Raw genomic sequence first — 17,638 nt, forward strand, 5'->3', positions numbered from 1 at the left:
GGAAATTGGCGGGCACGCGCCGCCCCACGTTGCTCGGACGGAGGGGAGCAGCTAGACAACGCGGGGGATCTCACCCCGGCCCGCGCCCGCCGCCCGAGGGGCCAATGGCCCCCCGGATCCGTCACCGCTTAGGCAGTGCCGAATTTCAGCAGCTTGATCGCAGCAAAATCGCTCACGTCACCGCCGACGCGCTTGGTCGCGTAGAACAGGACATGGGGCTTGGCGCTGAACGGATCGCGCAGCACGCGCAGGTCGGGGCGTTCGGCAATGGTGTAACCCGCCTGGAAATCGCCAAAGGCAATGGCAAAGCTGTCGGACGCCGCATCCGGCATATCTTCCGCAATCAGCACCGGATAGCCCATCAGACGCGCAGGCTCACCAGCAGCCAGACCGTCCGACCACAAGAAGCGGCCATCGCTGTCCTTCAGCTTGCGGATCTGACCGGCGGTTTTCGAGTTCATGACGAAAGTGCCATTGACCCGGTACTGCGCGCCCAGCGCATAGACCACATCGACAATCGCATCCGCATCGACGCCGCCATCGATGCCAGTGGCCACATAGCCCAGGCTACCCCACGACCAGGTGTCGTTCGCCACCGCACGATGGATCATCAGACCCTTGGGCTTGTCGATCCCGTCGCCGTTGATAAAGGCCGAGGCCTCGGCACGGGCGAACTTGTCCGCGATACGGCCCGCCAGCCAGCCTTCGACGTCAAACGCGCTGTCATCCAGCAGACGTTGCGAGGCCTTGGGCAGCGCGCTCAGCTCGTGCAGCGGGATCGAGATCCGGTCAATCACGGGTGTCGAGGTCTCTGTCGTAGTCGACGCCTCATCCGCCCAGCCCGCGCCCACATCTGTGTGATCGATCAGCACGTCGAACGAGTTCGCCTCGACATTCACCACCGACGCAATCGAACGGATCGAAGCGGTCGAGTTCAGCACCGACTTGACCGTCTCAGCGGTTTGCGGATCGACCAGATAGCCGCCATCGCTGTTGACCGCGGTGGACAGCGATTTCGCTTCCATCTCGAGCCCGCGCAGCCCGTCATCCTCGCCGGACCGCACATAAGCGTCGAACGCCTTCTGATGCGGTGCGCCGTCTTCGATCGAGGCCGCAAGATGCGGACGCGCCGCGATGGTTGATTTACGATCCAGCATGGTCAGTCGCTCTTCTGTCTGTTGCAGTTTGGTTGTAACTTCGGCCTTGAGGCCCTTAAATTCATTCACGAAGCCAGCCATCGCCTGCTTCACCTCCTGAACCAGGGGCGCACCCTCTCCGGTCAAGGCCGGGGTCTCGGTCTTGCTCATCAGCACTTCCTTATTGGGGGGGTTGAGGCGCTAGATCCGCGCCAGCTCCTGCCGGGCATCTCGGAACACCTCGGCAATACTGCGCCAGGTGAACGCGGTCTCGGGGTCTGCCCCTTTCGCCGCCACCCGCGCACTGGGCAGCATCGGGAAGGTCACCAAAGACACCTCCCACAGCTCCAGTTCGGTCAGGACCCGCTGGCCCTTGTCATTCTTCACGGCCCGCTTGGTGCGATAGCCAATCGACAGTCCGTCCATGGCACCGGCGCGGATCAGTTCCGCTGCCTCGCGGCCCTTTTGCGTGGCCTCCAGCAGACGTCCCTTGACCCAAAGGCCCCGATCATCCTCGCGCACCTCATCCCAGACGCCAATGGGCTGCGCCGGGTCGTGCTGCCACAGCATCTTGACCCGCTGACCCGCCTCGGCCAGCCCCGCAAGCGAGCTTTGGTACGCCCCGCGCTGCACCACGTCACTGCCCTGATCGACCTGCCCGAACAGGCTGGCATAACCTTCGATCTCCGCATCATCCGAGACGGACAAACCGTCCCCAAACCGCGCGAATTTATGCTCCAAATCCATGAACTTCTCCATGTAACCCACTGATTTTATGGCGTCGCCACAAGGAATGACTGAAACGCCTGCGCCAGGATCACCGCCGCCACGCCATAGACCGTCAGCCACAACCGCCGCTCCAGCCGTTCCATCATCTCTTCGATCTGATCCAACCGCCTGCACAGATGAGCGTGCTGGATCTCGGCCACCCGCTCATGCGCGGCCAGACGCAGGCCCGGCGCGCATTCGAACGGGGGATACACCTCAGCCATCGGCACGCTCCGGCAGCCCCAGCAAGGCGCGCTTCTCGGCATCGCTCAGGAAGTCCGCCCCGTTCACCCGCGCCCATTGCGCGTCGCGTTCCGCCGACAATGCGGGCACCTGATCCAGATCGGGCTTCAGCACCAATTCCTCGCCGGTAAAACCCGCCAGCCAGTCCGACACCGCCGCCGCCACCCGCGTCACCAGAGGCAAAACGGTCAGGCGATAAAACGCCCGGTTGGCCTCCTGATAGTTCGAATAGGTCGCGTCGCCTTGGATCCCCAGCAGCATCGGCGGGACCCCAAAGGCCAGCGCGATCTCGCGGGCGGCGGCTTCCTTGGTCTTTTGAAACTCCATGTCCGAGGGCGAGAAACCCATCGGTTTCCAATCCAGCCCCCCTTCCAGAACCATCGGACGGCCTGCATTGCGCGCGCCGCGATAGTTCTGCTCGATCTCGTCCGACAAACGCCGGAACTGATCCTCGGCCATCACCCCATGGCCATCGCCCTTCCACACCAGCGCCCCCGAAGGCCGCGCCGCATTGTCCAACAGCGATTTCGACCAGCGCGACGCGCTGTTATGCACATCAATCGCCATCGCCGCCGCCTGCATCGGCGAGAACCCGTAATGATCGTCCTGCGGGTGGAACGATTTGATATGACAGATATTTTCCGCCGCAAACCGGTGCTTCTTACCGCCCACCGCGTAATTATACGCCTTAGGCCAGCCATCCGCCCCCGGCACCACGCTCATCCGGTCAGACCGCAGCACATGCAGCTCAACCGGCAACCCTGCGTCGGCCTGCACCGCCTCGACATAGGCGTTCCCCGACAGCAGCAACTGCCCGAACAAGGCCTCCATCAGCTCCGCCCGCCCCTGCGCCGCATTCGGACGACGCATCAGGTTCAGGATCGGATGCACATCGTACCGCTGCGCCTGATCCTGCAGCACCAAGGGCAACGCCGCCGCCGCTTCGGCAATCAACTTGACCGAGCGAAACCCCACCGGGTTCCCCGAAAACCCCGTCCGTGTCAGCGACACAGCGTCCCTGGGGCTCCACGCCACGCGCCCACCCGTCTGCCACGCCACCACAGGCCCCGCCGCGCTCGCCTTCGCCTCGGGCGCGTCCTCAGCCGATCCACGACGCAAGAAATCGAATACCATCTGTGCTCCTTTCTGCCGCCGCTCTGCCCGGCTTGTTGAAAGGAGTTATGACGGAAAGAAGTTTAAGGCTTGGGAATGGGGCGTACGGGGGTTGAGCAACGGGTAAATACCCTGTGTTAGTGCACCCGTTGTGCAACAACAATTTTTTTCACTCTCGACACTCGCAAACTCTTCCATAAGTTGTTTGCATCGCTAAAACTCTGCTGAAGAAGGCAAATTCCGTGGCGGAAGAACAGGAGTTCAAGTGATTGTATTTGGCGATTTCGACCTGACAGATTTTTGGTCGGGTGGAGAATACGAACGGAAGAACTACGTCAGCGGGGAACTGAATTAGAGCTTGCTGCGATCCGTCGAACAAGAGTTGGGGGTAAAGTTACCCGAAAGATATGTTGAAATGATGAAAGTTCAGAATGGCGGGACCCCTACGAAGAACTCTCATTCCACAAGTACACCAACCTCATGGGCTAAGGACCACATAGCGATTTCTGGAATCTATGGAATCGACAGAAACCTGGACTGCTCACTCTGTGGCTACTACAGCACCAAATTTTGGATGGAGGAATGGGGTTATCCATCTATAGGAGTTTACTTCGCAGACTGTCCGTCGGCAGGCCACGATATGCTTTGTCTGGACTACCGAAATGTCTCCGGCGACAGCCAACCGACTGTCGTTCATGTAGATCAAGAGTACGACTATCGTATTACTTTCGTGGCCCCAGATTTTGAGAGTTTCATTCGCGGCCTTAAGGATGAAAATGATTTTGACCTAGGTTAGCGCGAGTTTGCTTTCACAAACTCCGCACCCTCGGCCGCCGATACACCCCCGCAGGCCCCACAATCAACTCATGCAGCGCCCAGACCAGCGCGTCGACCCGATCCGGCGAACCCTGCCCCTCGAACCCCCGCGCGGTCATCTGGCACATCTGCTCCTCCAGCGCGTCCAGCCCGGCCACATGGCTCACCCGCCCCTGCTCATACAGTGCCGCCACAGGCTCGGCCCGCGCGACCTTGCCGCGGGAGGCCCGCACTGCGCGATAAGGGACCAGAGGATCCACCTGCCGCACCACCTCTTCCACCAGCTGCCCGCCCTGATTGACCTCGGCCACCAGACGTTCGGCCCCGAACTCATCCATTGCGTCAATCGCCGCCTGCGCCCAGCCCGCCGGGCCAACGCCCTGCACCGTCCGGTCGGCCAGCACATAGGCACGCCACTCTTCGGGCGGCCCCTGCACCTGCGCACCGACCACCATGATCCCGCAGGCATCTGCGCCTGAACCGGATGTCACCGCCGGGTCCAGCGCCACCACGATGCGATCCAGATCGGGCACCTGCGCACAGCGCGCCGCCTCGAGCATTGATCCCGTCCACAACGCCCCCTCGGCATCCGACAGCAGCACCCCGTCCAATTCCTGCCGCCCCAGCCGCGTGCCCGCGTATCGTGCGCGTACCTCGTCCAGAAACGAGGCCGCCAGATTGGCCCGGTTCGCCTCGGTCGGCGCATGGGTCTGCACCGTGGACGGAGACGCCAGTAATTCCTTCAAAACCTTAACATTGCGCGGCGTCGTCGTCACACAGACCCGAGGCCGATCCCCCAACCGCAAGGCAAATTGCAGCATATCCCAGGTCTCGCGCGCCTTTTTCCACTTGGCCAGTTCATCCACCCAGGCCGCATCGAACTGAGGCCCGCGCAACCCCTCCGGGTCATGCGCCGAAAACGCCTGTGCCTCGGCCCCGTTGGGCCAGATCAGCTTACGTTCCGATGCCTTCCACGTGGGGCGCCGATCCGGCGGCGAGCATTGCAATATCCCGCTATCGCCAAAGATCATCACGTCGCGCACTTGATCAAAGGTCTCGCCAACCAAAGCCACGCGACTGGCCTCACCACGATCCAACGGTTTCGAACCTTCAACCATCGACCGCACCCATTCAGACCCGGCGCGCGTCTTCCCCGCGCCACGCCCGCCCATGATCACCCAGGATCGCCAGTCCCCCTCGGGCGGTAGCTGATGCGGCAGCGCCCAGAACTCGAACAGGAAAGGGAGGGCACACAGCCCCCCCTCCCCGATCTCACTCAGAAATCTCTCGCGCACCGCAGCATCGGCGGAGGCGAGCCAACCTGCACCCGATTTCAAATCGAGCGCGCTCAAGGTCGAGCGCATAGCCCCCTTGGGCAATTCCGGCTTGTCTGTGATGTTGTTCGACAAAATTCGCCTCCACTTTCTGACAGGTTCGGATCAGCCCCTCTAGCTGACCGAGTTGCCGTGCTGAACCAGCAAGATCTGCATCCTCCCCGGCTCCGATCTGCCTGCGCAGTTCTTCCGCTGCCTGGCGCAGATCGCGAATGGATCGCTCAAGCGACTGCAACAAGTCAGCCGTCTGGGAAATCCGCTCTTCCGGGGTAATCAAAGTCATGTTTGCCTGTGACCTCATGCGTGAGTTTTCTCCGCACGAGAGAAACGAAAAACGGCCACCGGGTCGCCCCGGGGCCGTTGCCCACCTCTTCTAGCATGGCACAATCGATATAGAAAAAAGCGCGTGAAGTCAATGCTTTGCGCAACACACGCGCAACACGCACCGTGCGACCTGTTTACACTTCGCCATCAATCTCCGGACGGTTTCAGACCTTACCCCCGCGCGATTTCCAACAATGCCGCGCTGACGATCAGTGTCGCGCCGGTGAATTCGCGCAGCCCAAAAGGTTCGCCCGAGAACACGGCGGCGGAAATCAGGCCAACGACGATCTCGCTCATCAAAAGCAAACCGACCCGCGCAGGCGTTAACAGCGTTGCGGGCCAAATTGTCAGAAAAGTCATCGGCAGCGTGTATAGGACCGACAGCAGCGCAATCGGAAGCACCCGGACAATAACGTCGCTCTGCTCGCTCAACGCGCCCGCGCTGAAGGCCAGACTGGCCACTGACAGCAACAATGCCCCGGTAATGAACGCAAAGACCTGCCCCGGAACAGAAATACCTGACGCCCGGTACAGCCCAAGTGTTCCCACAGCCCAGGCCATTCCTGACAGAAGGGCCGCCCAATCCCCGGCATTGCTGGGCCACGGGATGATCTGCTCGCCCCCGAGGACGATGACCATTCCGCCAAGCCCACAGGCAAGCCCCAACAGCCGGATCAGGGTCAGCCGCTCGCCCAGAAAAACAAGGCCGACAATCGTTCCCCATACTGGCGTGAGGTAGAACAGCAAGATCGCGCGCACGACATCGGTATAGATCAGGCTGATCGTGAACAGGCCAAAAGCTGCGCCAGTGAAAACACCACTGAACATCAGGTCCTGCCAGCGAAGCAGCAAGTCCCGCCTGTCGCGCCACAAAAAGGGTGCTAGACCAACAAGAGCAGCCGAATACATCACGATGCCGGGCCAAGCGCCGCTTAGTCCCTGATCAACGAAAAAGCGGACCGGGATCCAGTACAGCCCCCACATCATGCCGCCAAACACAAGAGCGGCACTTGCGACCTTCAGGTTTGAGCCGTGCAAGTTTCTTGACATCATCTGTGATACTCGGTGCCGATCAATTCCGGTTGCGGCACAACCCGCTCAAATTGCAGCGGCCTGGACCACAAAATCGATGCCGCAAACCGCCCAGGAACACCAGCAGATTCTAAACCACGAGGCGCTTAGGGTTTACCCAATGCAGCCTCAACACCTTGACAAACCCCGTCACAGACTTCATGTGCCCCATCAAAGCGCTGACGCGTGAGCATTGGCGGGCTTCTTCCGCCCCACAGCGCCCTACAGACACTTCTCCAGTTCCCCTTCACGCAGGGTTCTTGATGCGATGGCCGGATGGCACAGGGTTCGCCTGTGAGTCCCGAGGCCGCGCAAAACCCCTGCCGGTTGCGCGGTTGCCGCGTGACCCGTTTCAAATGCGCCCCGGCCAGTTCGGCCCGGGGTGGAAAAAGGATAGACATTGTTCGACTTTGACATGCTGGGCCTTGCGCCAGCTCTGAATGACGCGCTGAAACGCACCAACTTCTCACAACCGACCCCGATTCAGAACCAGGCCATTCCGTTGGCCCTGAACGGCCATGACATTCTGGGTCTGGCCCAGACCGGTACCGGCAAAACTCTGGCCTTTGGACTGCCGCTGATCGATCACCTGCTGGCGCAGCCCGGCAAACCCGATCCCAAAACCGCCAAAGCCCTGATCCTTGCCCCGACCCGAGAGCTCGTGAACCAGATCGCCGACAGCCTGCGCAATCTGACCCAAAAGACCAAGCTGCGCGTCGCCACGGTTGTGGGCGGCCAGTCCATCAACAAGCAGATCATGTTTCTGTCTCGCGGCACCGACATTCTGGTCGCCACGCCCGGACGTCTGATCGATTTGATGGAGCGCGGCGCGGTTGACCTCGGCGCAGTGCGCCATCTGGTTCTGGACGAAGCGGACCAGATGCTGGATCTGGGCTTCATCCACGCGCTGCGCAAGATCGCGCCAGCACTGGGGACGCCGCGCCAGACCATGCTGTTCTCGGCCACAATGCCCAAGCAGATGGAAGAACTCAGCCGCGCGTATCTGACCAACCCGCAGCGCGTGCAAGTCTCGCCTCCGGGCAAGGCTGCGGACAAGATCACCCAGTCAGTGCATTTTGTCAGCAAACCGGGAAAGCCCGGCAAGCTGCGCGAAATCCTGTCGCAGGATACCGATGCCCTGACCCTTGTCTTCTCGCGCACGAAACACGGGGCCGAGAAGCTGATGAAAGGGCTGGTCGCTGACGGCTACAACGCCGCTTCGATCCACGGCAACAAAAGTCAGGGCCAGCGTGACCGCGCCATCAAGGCCTTCCGCGCCGGAGAGATCAACGTATTGGTCGCAACAGATGTGGCCGCACGTGGGATCGACATTCCGGGCGTGGCCTATGTGATCAACTACGATCTGCCTGAGGTGCCCGACAACTACGTCCACCGCATCGGCCGCACCGCCCGCGCCGGGCGCGAGGGCGAAGCCATCGCGTTCTGCTCAGCGGAAGAGGTCGATCTGCTGCGCCAGATTCAGAAGCTGATGAAAATCGACATCCCTGTGGCCAGCGGAGAAATGCCCGAAGCCGTTCAGGCCGAACGCCCCGCGCGCGGTCAGAACAATCGCCGCCGTGGATTCCGACCCAAGCCCGCCAATGGCGGCTCAAAGCCGTCGCAGTCCAAGCGCAGGCGGCCCCGTTGCAAACCCGCAGCTTGACCCAACAAAAAACAGCGCCCGAACCGGCGCTGTTTTTTCTTTCGAACTTGGCTCAAAGCGTGCGACCTTAAATCTGAGACACGAATACCCTGCCACGCCTGCGGCGCTCTCGGGCCATTCGTGTCGCATGATGATTCCGGTTAAAGGTCGCACGCTCTAGTTGCCCGAATTCCGTTCGGCCTCAATCTCGCGCCACTTGGCGACATTGCGGTTATGTTCCTGCAGGGTCTCGGCAAAGGCGTGACCACCGGTGCCATCCGCAACAAAGAAGATGTAATCCGTGCTGTCCGGGGCAACCGCCGCTTGCAGGCTGGCCTGACCAGGGTTGGCAATCGGCGTCGGCGGCAGACCATCGATCTGATAGGTGTTCCACGGCGTCGGGCGGTTCAACTCGCTGCGCCGCAACCCACGGCCCAACGTGCCCTGCCCCTTGGTGACGCCATAAATCACGGTCGGGTCTGTTTGCAGCCGCATCCCTTGGTTCAGACGGTTTACAAACACGCTCGCCACCTGACCACGTTCTTCCGGGACACCGGTTTCTTTCTCGATGATCGACGCAAGGATCAGCATTTCTTCGGGGCTTTGCAGCGGCAGACCATCCTGACGGCTTTCCCAAGCTGCATTGATGCGCAGCTGCTGAGTTTCCTGCATCGCCTGAAGGATTTCGTTCCGGTCCTGCCCGGCGACGACATCATAGCTGTCCGGCGCCAGCGATCCTTCGGCAGGAATTTCTGTCACCTCACCGCTCAGCGCTTCAAACCCCTTCAACGCCTCAACCACCTGCCACGAGGTCACACCCTCGGCCAGCGAAACACGATAGCGGGTATCCGCTTCGTTGCGCTTCTCCGTATAGGCTTCGGGCGTTTCGTCTTCGGCTGCATCGAATGACGCGATCTCGTCGAAGTCCAGTGTCGCCGGGTTCAACTCGCGCACACGGGTCTGGGCACGGGTCACGCCGATCCGGTATTCAATCTCGGACCCGCAGGTGCTGGCCCCGCTGCTGGTGATCTCGTCGATGATCTGCTCCATAGACGCACCTTCGCGCACCAGAAAGCTGCCTGCCTTCAACCGCTGCGCCCGGTCGGTGTAATCCGCAGCCATCCGAAAGATCGTGGCGCTTGTGATCGCGCCCTGATCCTCAAGATCGCGGCTGACGCGGGTCATGTTCGACCCGCTTGCCACTTGCAGGCAAATCGCGGTGTCCAGCGGGCCTTCGGCCTTGTACTGGGATTGGCCCCAAAGGATCAGACCGCCCATCAGGAACAGGCCGACCACCAGAATGGTCAGCGCGTTCGATGCCAGGGCACGCCACATTTAACTGACCTTTCCGAAGATCACGCTGGCATTGGTTCCGCCAAACCCGAACGAGTTCGACAGGGCCACGTTAATCTCACGCTCGCGCTTGGCATTCGGGGCCAGATCAATCGGCGTTTCAACCGCTGGATTGTCCAGATTGATCGTCGGCGGTGCAACCTGATCGCGGATCGCCAGGATCGAGAAGATCGCCTCAATCGCACCCGCAGCCCCCAGCAGGTGACCGGTGGCTGACTTGGTCGAGGTCATCGTGGCGCTGCTCGCATGATCGCCCAGCAGACGCTCCACCGCACCCAGCTCAATCGTATCCGCCATGGTCGAGGTGCCGTGTGCGTTGATGTAGTCCAGATCCTTCGGCTCGAGCCCTGCGCTGCGCAGCGCGGCTTTCATCGAGCGTTCGGCCCCGTCTCCATCCTCGGACGGTGCGGTGATGTGATAGGCGTCACCGGACATGCCATAGCCCAGAACCTCGGCGTAGATCTTGGCACCACGCGCCTTGGCGTGCTCGTAGTCTTCCAGGACCACAATGCCTGCGCCTTCGCCCATGACAAAACCGTCACGATCAACGTCATAGGGACGGCTGGCTTTCTTCGGATCATCGGCATATTTGGTCGACAGCGCCTTGCACGCGTTGAATCCTGCAATCCCAATCTCGCAGATGCAGCCTTCGCCGCCACCGGCGATCATCACATCCGCGTCGCCCGACCGGATGATCCGGCTGGCATCGCCAATGGCGTGGGCACCGGTCGAACAGGCCGTCACCACCGAATGGTTGGGCCCCTTGAAACCGAACCGGATCGAAACCTGACCAGACGCCAGGTTGATCAGCGCGCCGGGAATAAAGAACGGCGATACGCGGCGTGGGCCTTTGTCGCGGATCAGGTTTGCAGTTTCCGCAATCGATCCCAGGCCACCAATGCCCGACCCGATCAGAACGCCGGTCCGCAGACGATCCTCTTCATCCTCGGGCGTCCAGCCCGCATCCTTGCACGCCATCTCGGCCGCCGCGATGGAATACAGGATAAAGTCCTCGATCTTGCGCTGCTCTTTCGGCGGCATCCAGTCGTCGGGGTTGAATGTCCCGTTGGTTCCGTCCCCACGCGGCACTTCACAGGCATAGGTCGTGGTGACCCCGCTTGCCTCGGCATCGAACAGTGTGATCGGGCCAGCGCCGGACTCTCCGTCCAGCAGACGTGACCAGGTTTCTTCGACCCCGCTGGCCAAAGGAGTGACCAATCCCAGACCGGTTACGACGACTCTGCGCATGAAGTGCCTCTTGCCTGCTTCCTGTTATGAGAACCGCTCATACCCCGCCCCGGGGTACGGGGGCAAGAGCAAGGGCGCATTCCTTACCGACATCATATTGCCAATTCCGGTCATATCTTGCCGTGCAGCCGGACTTTACCACCCCGCTGCAACAAAAAAACCGCCCTCTCCCGGATGTGGAAAAGGGCGGAACAAATCTCTCGGTCAGTCCTATTGGAACTGCGCTACCGGTTCATGGGCAGCCGTCGCAACCTCAAGCGCCTCAGACAGATCCAGCGTTTTGCGGAACAATGCGCGCGCGAACATCGCACCCGAAATGTTGGGAATATAGGCCAGCCGCGAAATATCATCAGCCGAACGCACCACGCCGTTGGCAACGATAGGCGTGCGCGAATGCTGGGCCAGGCCGGAAATCAGCCCAAGCTGGGCTTCGACATCTTCCATGTCGCTGTCAATATCCGTCACCACGATGGCCGCAAAAGGCGTGCCCTCGAACGCGTCGATGAATGCCTCGGGTGTAAAGGCGCTCTGGCTGCGCCAACCTTCGGTCATCACGTAGCCCTGCCAGACATCCACCGCCAACACGATCTGGTCGGGGTACAGCTTGGCCAGCTCCTTCACCAGTTGCGGATCACGCGCCGCCAATGTCCCGATCACGATACGGCCCGCGCCTTTGTCGATCCAATGCTCGACATGCTCGCGGCTGCGCATGCCACCGCCCAGCTGTACCGGGATTTCAGCGCTGCGAATGATCTCTTCGACCAGCCCCGCGTTGGTGTCGCGCCCTTCGATCGCGTCGAAATCGGTCAGATGCATCCATTCAGCACCGACGGCAGCCCAGCTGCGCGCTGTTTCAACCGGGTCCACATGCCAGATCATTGCATCGTCCAGGCGACCCTTGTCCAGGGTGACGCACCGCCCGTTCTGCAATTCCATCGTGGGGTAAATCCGCATGAGCATTCTCCTCCGCTCAATCGTTCTGGAAATCCAGAATAGCATACATGCGATGGATCGGCCCAATTTACCGGGATCGGCAAAGTCTGGTCAATTTGCGGCATAAGTTGCCCTCGGCGGAGTTACGCCCGCGCCGGTGGTCCGTTGCGACGCAGCAAGTGGACCGGAGTGCCTTTGTACTCGGCCTCGCGCGTCAGCACATAGCCCAGCTTTTTTGCCAGTTTCTGCGAGGTCGCGTTGCCTGCATTCACCATGGCAACCAACGGCCCCGGCATGATCCGGTCGAACCAGTCATGCGCGGCCTGGGCGGCCTCATACCCCAGCCCCTGCCCTTGGGCTTCGGTAGCGAGGACCCAACCGGCCTCGGGGAAAGCGTCGAATTCTTCACCCATCCCGCGATCGGCGTAGAAAAACCCGGCCTGACCTATCAATTTGCGATTCGATTGTTGCAGAACGCCCCACTGCCCGAACCCGGCCATCTGCCAGTGGCCCGCATTGCGCAGGAACGAATCCCAGGCTTCACCGCGCGACCGGGGCTGGCCGCCGATATGCTGAACCACGCAAGGGTCGCGCCAGATTTCGGCAAAGCGCTCAAAATCCTCGGGCCGCATCGCACACAGCGTCAGCCGTGCCGTATTGATCATCGGTGTGGATCTTATCATCGCCTGCCCACTTGGAATAACGCCTCAGTGGAAACAGTGCTAAGCGAACAGGCGTCACGCAAGCCTGAAAGTTGGGCCGACAATAAAAAACGGCGCCCCCGTTGCCCGGAAGCGCCGCTTTTGATCAGAAATGAAACGCTTAGGACGCTTCGCTGATGAATTTGACCGCGTCGCCGAAGGTCTGGATGGTCTCGGCTGCGTCATCAGGAATTTCGATGCCGAACTCTTCTTCGAAGGCCATGACCAGCTCGACGGTGTCCAGGCTGTCTGCGCCCAGATCGTCGATGAAGGAGGCGTTTTCCGCAACCTTGTCTTCTTCAACACCCAGGTGCTCAACAACGATCTTTTTAACGCGATCTGCGACGTCGCTCATGTCTATTCCTCATTCCTATTCAGGGCGGTTTGCCCGGTTCTGCCCTTGCCCGCACGGGTTGGCTTTGATTTGCCCGTTCCGGGCGGTTTGGGTCCCGGCTCACCGGGAAAGTAGAAGGCCGACCTGAACGACCGGCCCCTGCATAGATGCGCCGCCTATAACATAGTCCGCGCACAAGGCAAACGCTTTCGCGCCTGTCCTGTTATGCGCTCACAACATGGCCATACCGCCATTCACATGCAAGGTGCTTCCGGTAACATAGCCCGCTTCGGGGCTGGCAAGATACAGAACGGCGGCCGCAATTTCCTCGGGGTCGCCCATACGACCCGCCGGAACCTTGAGCAACAAACCCTTTTTCTGTTCCTCGGTCAGCTTCTCGGTCATGGCCGTGGTAATGAAACCCGGAGCCACAGCGTTAACGGTGATGCCGCGCGTGGCAACTTCGTGGGCCAAGGCCTTGGAAAAGCCGATCATTCCGGCTTTCGACGCCGCATAGTTCGCCTGCCCCGGATTGCCGATCGCGGCCACCACGGACGAGACATTCACGATCCGACCCCAACGCGCCTTCATCATGCCCCGGATCACGCCTTTGCACAGTTTCATGGTCGAGGTCATGTTCACGTCAATGACGCTCTGCCATTCTTCATCGGACATGCGCATGAACAGGTTGTCACGCGTGATGCCGGCGTTGTTGACCAGAATGTCGACCGATCCCATCGCCTCGGCTGCCTGTTTCGGCAGCGCCTCGACGGCCTGTGTGTCACTCAGGTTGCAGGGCAGCACATGCGCCCGCTCTCCCAGCTCATCGGCCAAAGCCTGCAGTGGCTCAACCCGCGTACCCGAAAGGCCCACATTGGCACCAGCGCCATGCAGAGCGCGGGCGATATCGCCCCCGATCCCGCCCGAAGCGCCAGTAACCAGCGCATTCTTACCCGTCAAATCAAACATACTGTTTCCCTCGTGAGGCGCCCTGAACGGCGCGTTCTATGCTTACGACTCGGCCGCGACGGCCTTTAGGACATCTTCTGGCGTTCCAACCGCTTTGCCCGCGATGGCCCGGTCAATCTTGCGGATCATGCCGGACAGGGCTTTGCCCGCGCCAATTTCCCACGTCTCGGTCACGCCCTGCGCCGCCATGTACTGCACGCTTTCGCGCCAACGAACCGAGCCCGTCACCTGCTCGACCAACAACTGCCGGATCAGGTCCGGGTCGCTCACAGCTTCGGCGCGCACATTGGCGACGACCGGAACTGCGGGGGCCTTGATTTCGACTGCGGCCAAGGCGTCTGCCATTACATCAGCAGCAGGCTGCATCAGCGCACAGTGAAATGGAGCACTTACCGGCAACAAAATCGCCCGCTTTGCGCCTTTTTCCTTGGCAATCTCGGCAGCCCGTTCCACTGCCGCCTTGGCGCCGGATACGACAACCTGCGTTGGGTCGTTGTCATTTGCCGCCTGACACACCTCGCCCTGCGCGGCTTCTTCAGCGACGGCGCGCACCGCTTCAAGGTCCAGACCAAGAACAGCCGCCATTGCACCTTCACCCACCGGAACCGCGCTTTGCATCGCCTGACCGCGCTTGCGCAAAAGGCGGGCAGTATCGGCAACCGACAAGGCACCCGCCGCCGCCAGTGCGGAATATTCACCCAGCGAATGCCCGGCCACATAGGCCGCATCAGTTACAGACACACCTTCGGCCTCCAGCGCACGCATCGCGGCCATCGACGTGGCCATCAGCGCGGGCTGCGCGTTCTGAGTCAGCGTCAGTTCTTCGATCTCGCCGTCCCAGATCAGGCTGCTTAGCTTTTCGCCCAGCGCCTCGTCGACCTCATCAAAAACGGCTTGGGCCGCCGGGTAGGCCTCGGCCAGTGCTTTACCCATTCCGATGGTCTGGGCGCCCTGCCCCGGAAAAACGAACGCGCGTGTCATTGCAACCTCATGGATGACGTTAGGTTGCGGCGGGGTGTAAACTGACATGGGACGCGGCACAAGTAGGGTGCATTGCGGCACCTTGAATGTGCGCAGTCTCGTACTTGTGTCATTGCGCGTGCGCTTTAGGTTGGGGGCAGCCCACCCATACCGGAGCGTTTGTTCGATGCCCTCAAGCAATACCTTTTCCAGCTATGGCAGCGTCGCCAAGGCTTTTCACTGGCTGACGGCTTTGCTGATCTTCACAGCCCTGCCGCTGGGCTGGTACGCCAACCAGTTGGCCCACGCGATCTATGACCCTAACATCCCGACATCCGAAGAGGATATTGCCAACGCGGCCCGTCTGTTCTCGCTGCACAAGACCGTTGGCGTGACGGTGTTCTTTGTCGCGCTGGCCCGCATTCTGTGGGCATTGTCTCAAACCAAGCCGGGATTGCTGAACGCTGAAAACAAGCCCGAGGCTTTTGCCGCCGAAACCGTGCATTGGATGCTTTACGCCTCATTGGTTCTGGTACCGCTGACCGGCTGGCTTCACCACGCCGCCGCCGAGGGCTTTGCCCCGATCCTGTGGCCTTTCGGCCAAAACCTGCCGTTTGTTCCAAAATCGCCATACGTGGCCGAGGTGACCGCCGGGCTGCACTGGCTGTTCATCTGGGTTTTGGGCGGGTCGCTGGCTCTGCACATCATGGGTGCCCTGAAACACCACGTTGTCGATAAGGACAGCACCCTGCGTCGTATGCTGCCCGGTCAGGCGGACGCACCCGAACCGCCAGCACAACACCACTCGGCCCTGCCAGCATTCGCTGCCTTGATCGTCTGGTTGGGGGTTCTGGGCTTTGGCTGGACCAACGGCACATTTGATGACCACTCCAAAGCGGCAACCGACACGGCCGAGCTTGAAGACGTGCAATCTGAATGGGAGGTCGAGGATGGCACCTTGTCGATCACCATCTCTCAGCTGGGCAGCCCTGTGACCGGGACCTTTGGCGACTGGACAGCCGCGATTGCCTTCGAAGACCCAGCCGAACCGGGATTGGCAGGCTCGGTTGATGTGACGATTGCCATCGGATCGCTCAGCCTGGGTACAGTGAGCGATCAGGCGATGGGTGCGGATTTCTTTGACAGCGCGCAATTCCCGACCGCCACCTTCAAGGCTGATTTGTTCAAGACCGAAACAGGCTATGAGGCCCGGGGGCCTCTGACGATCCGCGACAAATCCCTGGACGTTGTTCTGCCTTTCGCCCTGGAGCTGCAGGATGATCAGGCAACCATGTCAGGCGAGTTGCAGTTGAACCGGATGGATTTCGACGTTGGCACATCTCAACCGACAGAGGACTCGCTGGGCTTTAACGTCACAGTCTCGGTCGAGTTGACTGCCGAGCGGGACGAAGAGTGACAAAAAAACCGCCGGGTCGTCTGACCCGGCGGTTTCCTGTCGTAACGATCAAGCTTCGCTTATTCGGCTTTCTGCGCTTCAACCGAAATCTGAACCTGTACCTCGTCGCTGACGAACGGGGCGAACTGGCCCAGATCAAACTCGCTACGGGTCAGGGTTGTGGTCGCATTGAAACCGGCCCAGGGCTTGTTGGCCATCGGGTGCTGGTCGACCTTGTTCAGTTTGGCATCCAGAACGACCGACTTGGTCACACCGTTCATGGTCAGATCGCCGGTAATATTGGCCGTGTCGTCTCCTGTAACTTCGATCCCAGTCGAGGTGAAGGTGATCAGATCGCCTTCGGACGCACCAAAGAAGTCCTCGGTCATAAAGTGATCTTCACGCGCTTCCCAGCCGGTGAACATCGACATCACCGGCATCGAGACGGACACGCTGGATGCGGCAGGGTCTTCCTGATCGAACATGATCTCGCCTTCAAAGCCCGAGAACATGCCAGTGGTGGTCGAGAATCCCAGGTGGTCATAGCTGAAAATGACCTGACTATGGCTTGGATCCAGAACGTATTTCTCGGCGCTGGCGAAGGCAGTGGTCGCCGTCATGGCCAGAGCAGCAGCAAGCAGGGTGGGTTTCATAACAGTCTCCGCTTTTTTGTGAATGCAAACCGTTTGGGTTGCTCAAAACAAAAATGTGCCGCCCAAGGGCGGCACACAAGTATTTTTGATTCACAAACTCTGTTCCTTTTTGAACAGAATAAAACTCAGGCGAAAATTGTTACGCTTTGGCTCAGTTGACCCTTCAGCGCTCGGCTGACATCCGCCGATTGCAACGGCAGTTTCATCAGCAGGCTGCCGTCAACGTCATACAATTGGACTTCATCATCCTCGAAACGGGCACCGCCAAGGCTTTCATAGCTGCGACGCAGAACCGTCTGGGGACGGCCGTTCTCGTTCTTTTGCAGAATGCGGACTTCACGGCGGATCGGATCGAAATAGGCATCCGGGCGCGAATCCATCACTTCGATGGTCAACAGGCTGACGCCTACGATCAGGAACAGCATCGACGCGACCATCTTGATCGGCCAGACCTCGGCCCCGATCACCGACCCCGGCATCAGCCACATCGAAAAGGCCGACACGATCAGGAAGGCTCCGACGATGCGGGCCAGAACGATCCGGGCTTTCCAGTTGACTTTGAATGCAATCTTGACCGGCACGGAATGTTCAAAGCCCGCGCCCTGCGCCTGCTTGCCAAGTGTGTTCGTGTTCGTCGCGGTCAT

Annotated in this window: 19 protein-coding genes; 3 read left to right on the top strand and 16 right to left on the bottom strand. The window is 60.5% G+C overall.

Annotated elements, in window-relative coordinates; all coding sequences use genetic code 11:
- Nucleotides 1-128: 128 nt before the first annotated feature.
- Genes ACR0LW_RS03865 through ACR0LW_RS03880 form a run of 4 tightly spaced genes read right to left on the bottom strand, consistent with a single transcriptional unit; the run spans nucleotide 129 to nucleotide 3,281 of the window.
- Complete coding sequence (locus ACR0LW_RS03865; RefSeq protein WP_480881621.1) at nucleotides 129-1,307, bottom strand: phage major capsid protein; 1,179 nt, start codon at nucleotides 1,305-1,307, stop codon at nucleotides 129-131.
- A gap of 30 nt (nucleotides 1,308-1,337) precedes the next feature.
- Nucleotides 1,338-1,883: an HK97 family phage prohead protease gene (locus ACR0LW_RS03870; protein WP_480881623.1), complete on the bottom strand. Its 546-nt coding sequence runs from the start codon at nucleotides 1,881-1,883 to the stop codon at nucleotides 1,338-1,340.
- A gap of 26 nt (nucleotides 1,884-1,909) precedes the next feature.
- On the bottom strand, nucleotides 1,910-2,128 hold the full coding sequence (locus tag ACR0LW_RS03875) for a GTA head formation protein, RCAP_rcc01685 family (RefSeq protein ID WP_480881624.1): 219 nt from the start codon (nucleotides 2,126-2,128) through the stop codon (nucleotides 1,910-1,912).
- Entirely contained in the window at nucleotides 2,121-3,281 is a 1,161-nt protein-coding gene (locus tag ACR0LW_RS03880) for a phage portal protein (protein WP_480881625.1), read from the bottom strand. Before ACR0LW_RS03880 ends, ACR0LW_RS03875 begins: the two co-directional genes overlap by 8 nt.
- A 337-nt stretch (nucleotides 3,282-3,618) precedes the next feature.
- Between ACR0LW_RS03880 and ACR0LW_RS03885 the strand changes: the two genes are divergently transcribed.
- Nucleotides 3,619-4,056, top strand: coding sequence for an SMI1/KNR4 family protein (locus ACR0LW_RS03885; RefSeq protein ID WP_480881626.1), 438 nt, complete (start codon nucleotides 3,619-3,621; stop codon nucleotides 4,054-4,056).
- A 13-nt stretch (nucleotides 4,057-4,069) separates the two neighbouring features.
- Here ACR0LW_RS03885 and ACR0LW_RS03890 read toward each other — a convergent pair whose 3' ends face one another.
- From ACR0LW_RS03890 to ACR0LW_RS03900, 3 genes are all read right to left on the bottom strand, one after another.
- Nucleotides 4,070-5,440, bottom strand: coding sequence for a DNA-packaging protein (locus ACR0LW_RS03890; protein WP_480881628.1), 1,371 nt, complete (start codon nucleotides 5,438-5,440; stop codon nucleotides 4,070-4,072).
- Nucleotides 5,349-5,693, bottom strand: a complete 345-nt coding sequence (locus ACR0LW_RS03895) for a hypothetical protein (RefSeq protein ID WP_480881630.1) — start codon at nucleotides 5,691-5,693, stop codon at nucleotides 5,349-5,351. Before ACR0LW_RS03895 ends, ACR0LW_RS03890 begins: the two co-directional genes overlap by 92 nt.
- Before the next feature lie 212 nt (nucleotides 5,694-5,905).
- Nucleotides 5,906-6,787 (bottom strand): DMT family transporter, encoded by an 882-nt coding sequence (locus ACR0LW_RS03900; RefSeq protein ID WP_480881631.1) that lies wholly within the window; start codon nucleotides 6,785-6,787, stop codon nucleotides 5,906-5,908.
- 418 nt (nucleotides 6,788-7,205) lie between these two features.
- Here ACR0LW_RS03900 and ACR0LW_RS03905 point away from each other — a divergent pair, with 418 nt between their 5' ends.
- Entirely contained in the window at nucleotides 7,206-8,468 is a 1,263-nt protein-coding gene (locus tag ACR0LW_RS03905) for a DEAD/DEAH box helicase (RefSeq protein WP_480881632.1), read from the top strand.
- A gap of 156 nt (nucleotides 8,469-8,624) precedes the next feature.
- Here the strand turns inward: ACR0LW_RS03905 and mltG are convergent, their stop codons facing one another.
- The 7 genes from mltG to fabD form a co-directional block, all read right to left on the bottom strand.
- The gene (gene mltG, locus ACR0LW_RS03910) at nucleotides 8,625-9,782 is read right to left on the bottom strand and encodes an endolytic transglycosylase MltG (RefSeq protein ID WP_480872389.1); all 1,158 of its coding nucleotides are present in this window, start codon (nucleotides 9,780-9,782) and stop codon (nucleotides 8,625-8,627) included.
- Nucleotides 9,783-11,048 carry a beta-ketoacyl-ACP synthase II gene (gene fabF, locus ACR0LW_RS03915; RefSeq protein ID WP_170519396.1) on the bottom strand — a complete coding sequence of 422 codons (1,266 nt, stop codon included), beginning with the start codon at nucleotides 11,046-11,048 and terminating at the stop codon, nucleotides 9,783-9,785.
- A 210-nt stretch (nucleotides 11,049-11,258) separates the two neighbouring features.
- Entirely contained in the window at nucleotides 11,259-12,002 is a 744-nt protein-coding gene (locus tag ACR0LW_RS03920) for a 1-(5-phosphoribosyl)-5-[(5-phosphoribosylamino)methylideneamino] imidazole-4-carboxamide isomerase (RefSeq protein WP_170449877.1), read from the bottom strand.
- A gap of 122 nt (nucleotides 12,003-12,124) precedes the next feature.
- Complete coding sequence (locus tag ACR0LW_RS03925) at nucleotides 12,125-12,664, bottom strand: GNAT family N-acetyltransferase (protein WP_170449876.1); 540 nt, start codon at nucleotides 12,662-12,664, stop codon at nucleotides 12,125-12,127.
- Between the two features lie 139 nt (nucleotides 12,665-12,803).
- Nucleotides 12,804-13,037: an acyl carrier protein gene (locus tag ACR0LW_RS03930; RefSeq protein ID WP_008756330.1), complete on the bottom strand. Its 234-nt coding sequence runs from the start codon at nucleotides 13,035-13,037 to the stop codon at nucleotides 12,804-12,806.
- A gap of 210 nt (nucleotides 13,038-13,247) precedes the next feature.
- Nucleotides 13,248-13,985 (bottom strand): 3-oxoacyl-[acyl-carrier-protein] reductase, encoded by a 738-nt coding sequence (gene fabG / locus ACR0LW_RS03935; RefSeq protein ID WP_480580693.1) that lies wholly within the window; start codon nucleotides 13,983-13,985, stop codon nucleotides 13,248-13,250.
- Nucleotides 13,986-14,027: 42 nt separating this feature from the next.
- Nucleotides 14,028-14,966, bottom strand: coding sequence for an ACP S-malonyltransferase (gene fabD / locus ACR0LW_RS03940; protein WP_170735099.1), 939 nt, complete (start codon nucleotides 14,964-14,966; stop codon nucleotides 14,028-14,030).
- 166 nt (nucleotides 14,967-15,132) lie between these two features.
- Here fabD and ACR0LW_RS03945 point away from each other — a divergent pair, with 166 nt between their 5' ends.
- The gene (locus tag ACR0LW_RS03945) at nucleotides 15,133-16,362 is read left to right on the top strand and encodes a cytochrome b/b6 domain-containing protein (protein ID WP_480881634.1); all 1,230 of its coding nucleotides are present in this window, start codon (nucleotides 15,133-15,135) and stop codon (nucleotides 16,360-16,362) included.
- A gap of 59 nt (nucleotides 16,363-16,421) precedes the next feature.
- Here the strand turns inward: ACR0LW_RS03945 and ACR0LW_RS03950 are convergent, their stop codons facing one another.
- Nucleotides 16,422-16,994: a YceI family protein gene (locus tag ACR0LW_RS03950; protein ID WP_170628648.1), complete on the bottom strand. Its 573-nt coding sequence runs from the start codon at nucleotides 16,992-16,994 to the stop codon at nucleotides 16,422-16,424.
- A 125-nt stretch (nucleotides 16,995-17,119) separates the two neighbouring features.
- Complete coding sequence (locus tag ACR0LW_RS03955) at nucleotides 17,120-17,638, bottom strand: hypothetical protein (protein WP_170449865.1); 519 nt, start codon at nucleotides 17,636-17,638, stop codon at nucleotides 17,120-17,122.

The sequence above is a fragment of the Ruegeria sp. N4 genome (assembly GCF_056531425.1).

What these genes read in the sequence shown, in the direction of transcription:
- ACR0LW_RS03865 (WP_480881621.1), bottom strand. Translation starts at nt 1,307, where the DNA reads ATGAGCAAGACCGAGACCCCGGCCTTGACCGGAGAGGGTGCGCCCCTG.
- ACR0LW_RS03870 (WP_480881623.1), bottom strand. Translation starts at nt 1,883, where the DNA reads ATGGATTTGGAGCATAAATTCGCGCGGTTTGGGGACGGTTTGTCCGTC.
- ACR0LW_RS03875 (WP_480881624.1), bottom strand. Translation starts at nt 2,128, where the DNA reads ATGGCTGAGGTGTATCCCCCGTTCGAATGCGCGCCGGGCCTGCGTCTG.
- ACR0LW_RS03880 (WP_480881625.1), bottom strand. Translation starts at nt 3,281, where the DNA reads ATGGTATTCGATTTCTTGCGTCGTGGATCGGCTGAGGACGCGCCCGAG.
- ACR0LW_RS03890 (WP_480881628.1), bottom strand. Translation starts at nt 5,440, where the DNA reads ATGCGCTCGACCTTGAGCGCGCTCGATTTGAAATCGGGTGCAGGTTGG.
- ACR0LW_RS03895 (WP_480881630.1), bottom strand. Translation starts at nt 5,693, where the DNA reads ATGACTTTGATTACCCCGGAAGAGCGGATTTCCCAGACGGCTGACTTG.
- ACR0LW_RS03900 (WP_480881631.1), bottom strand. Translation starts at nt 6,787, where the DNA reads ATGATGTCAAGAAACTTGCACGGCTCAAACCTGAAGGTCGCAAGTGCC.
- mltG (WP_480872389.1), bottom strand. Translation starts at nt 9,782, where the DNA reads ATGTGGCGTGCCCTGGCATCGAACGCGCTGACCATTCTGGTGGTCGGC.
- fabF (WP_170519396.1), bottom strand. Translation starts at nt 11,048, where the DNA reads ATGCGCAGAGTCGTCGTAACCGGTCTGGGATTGGTCACTCCTTTGGCC.
- ACR0LW_RS03920 (WP_170449877.1), bottom strand. Translation starts at nt 12,002, where the DNA reads ATGCGGATTTACCCCACGATGGAATTGCAGAACGGGCGGTGCGTCACC.
- ACR0LW_RS03925 (WP_170449876.1), bottom strand. Translation starts at nt 12,664, where the DNA reads ATGATAAGATCCACACCGATGATCAATACGGCACGGCTGACGCTGTGT.
- ACR0LW_RS03930 (WP_008756330.1), bottom strand. Translation starts at nt 13,037, where the DNA reads ATGAGCGACGTCGCAGATCGCGTTAAAAAGATCGTTGTTGAGCACCTG.
- fabG (WP_480580693.1), bottom strand. Translation starts at nt 13,985, where the DNA reads ATGTTTGATTTGACGGGTAAGAATGCGCTGGTTACTGGCGCTTCGGGC.
- fabD (WP_170735099.1), bottom strand. Translation starts at nt 14,966, where the DNA reads ATGACACGCGCGTTCGTTTTTCCGGGGCAGGGCGCCCAGACCATCGGA.
- ACR0LW_RS03945 (WP_480881634.1), top strand. Translation starts at nt 15,133, where the DNA reads ATGCCCTCAAGCAATACCTTTTCCAGCTATGGCAGCGTCGCCAAGGCT.
- ACR0LW_RS03950 (WP_170628648.1), bottom strand. Translation starts at nt 16,994, where the DNA reads ATGAAACCCACCCTGCTTGCTGCTGCTCTGGCCATGACGGCGACCACT.
- ACR0LW_RS03955 (WP_170449865.1), bottom strand. Translation starts at nt 17,638, where the DNA reads ATGACCGCGACGAACACGAACACACTTGGCAAGCAGGCGCAGGGCGCG.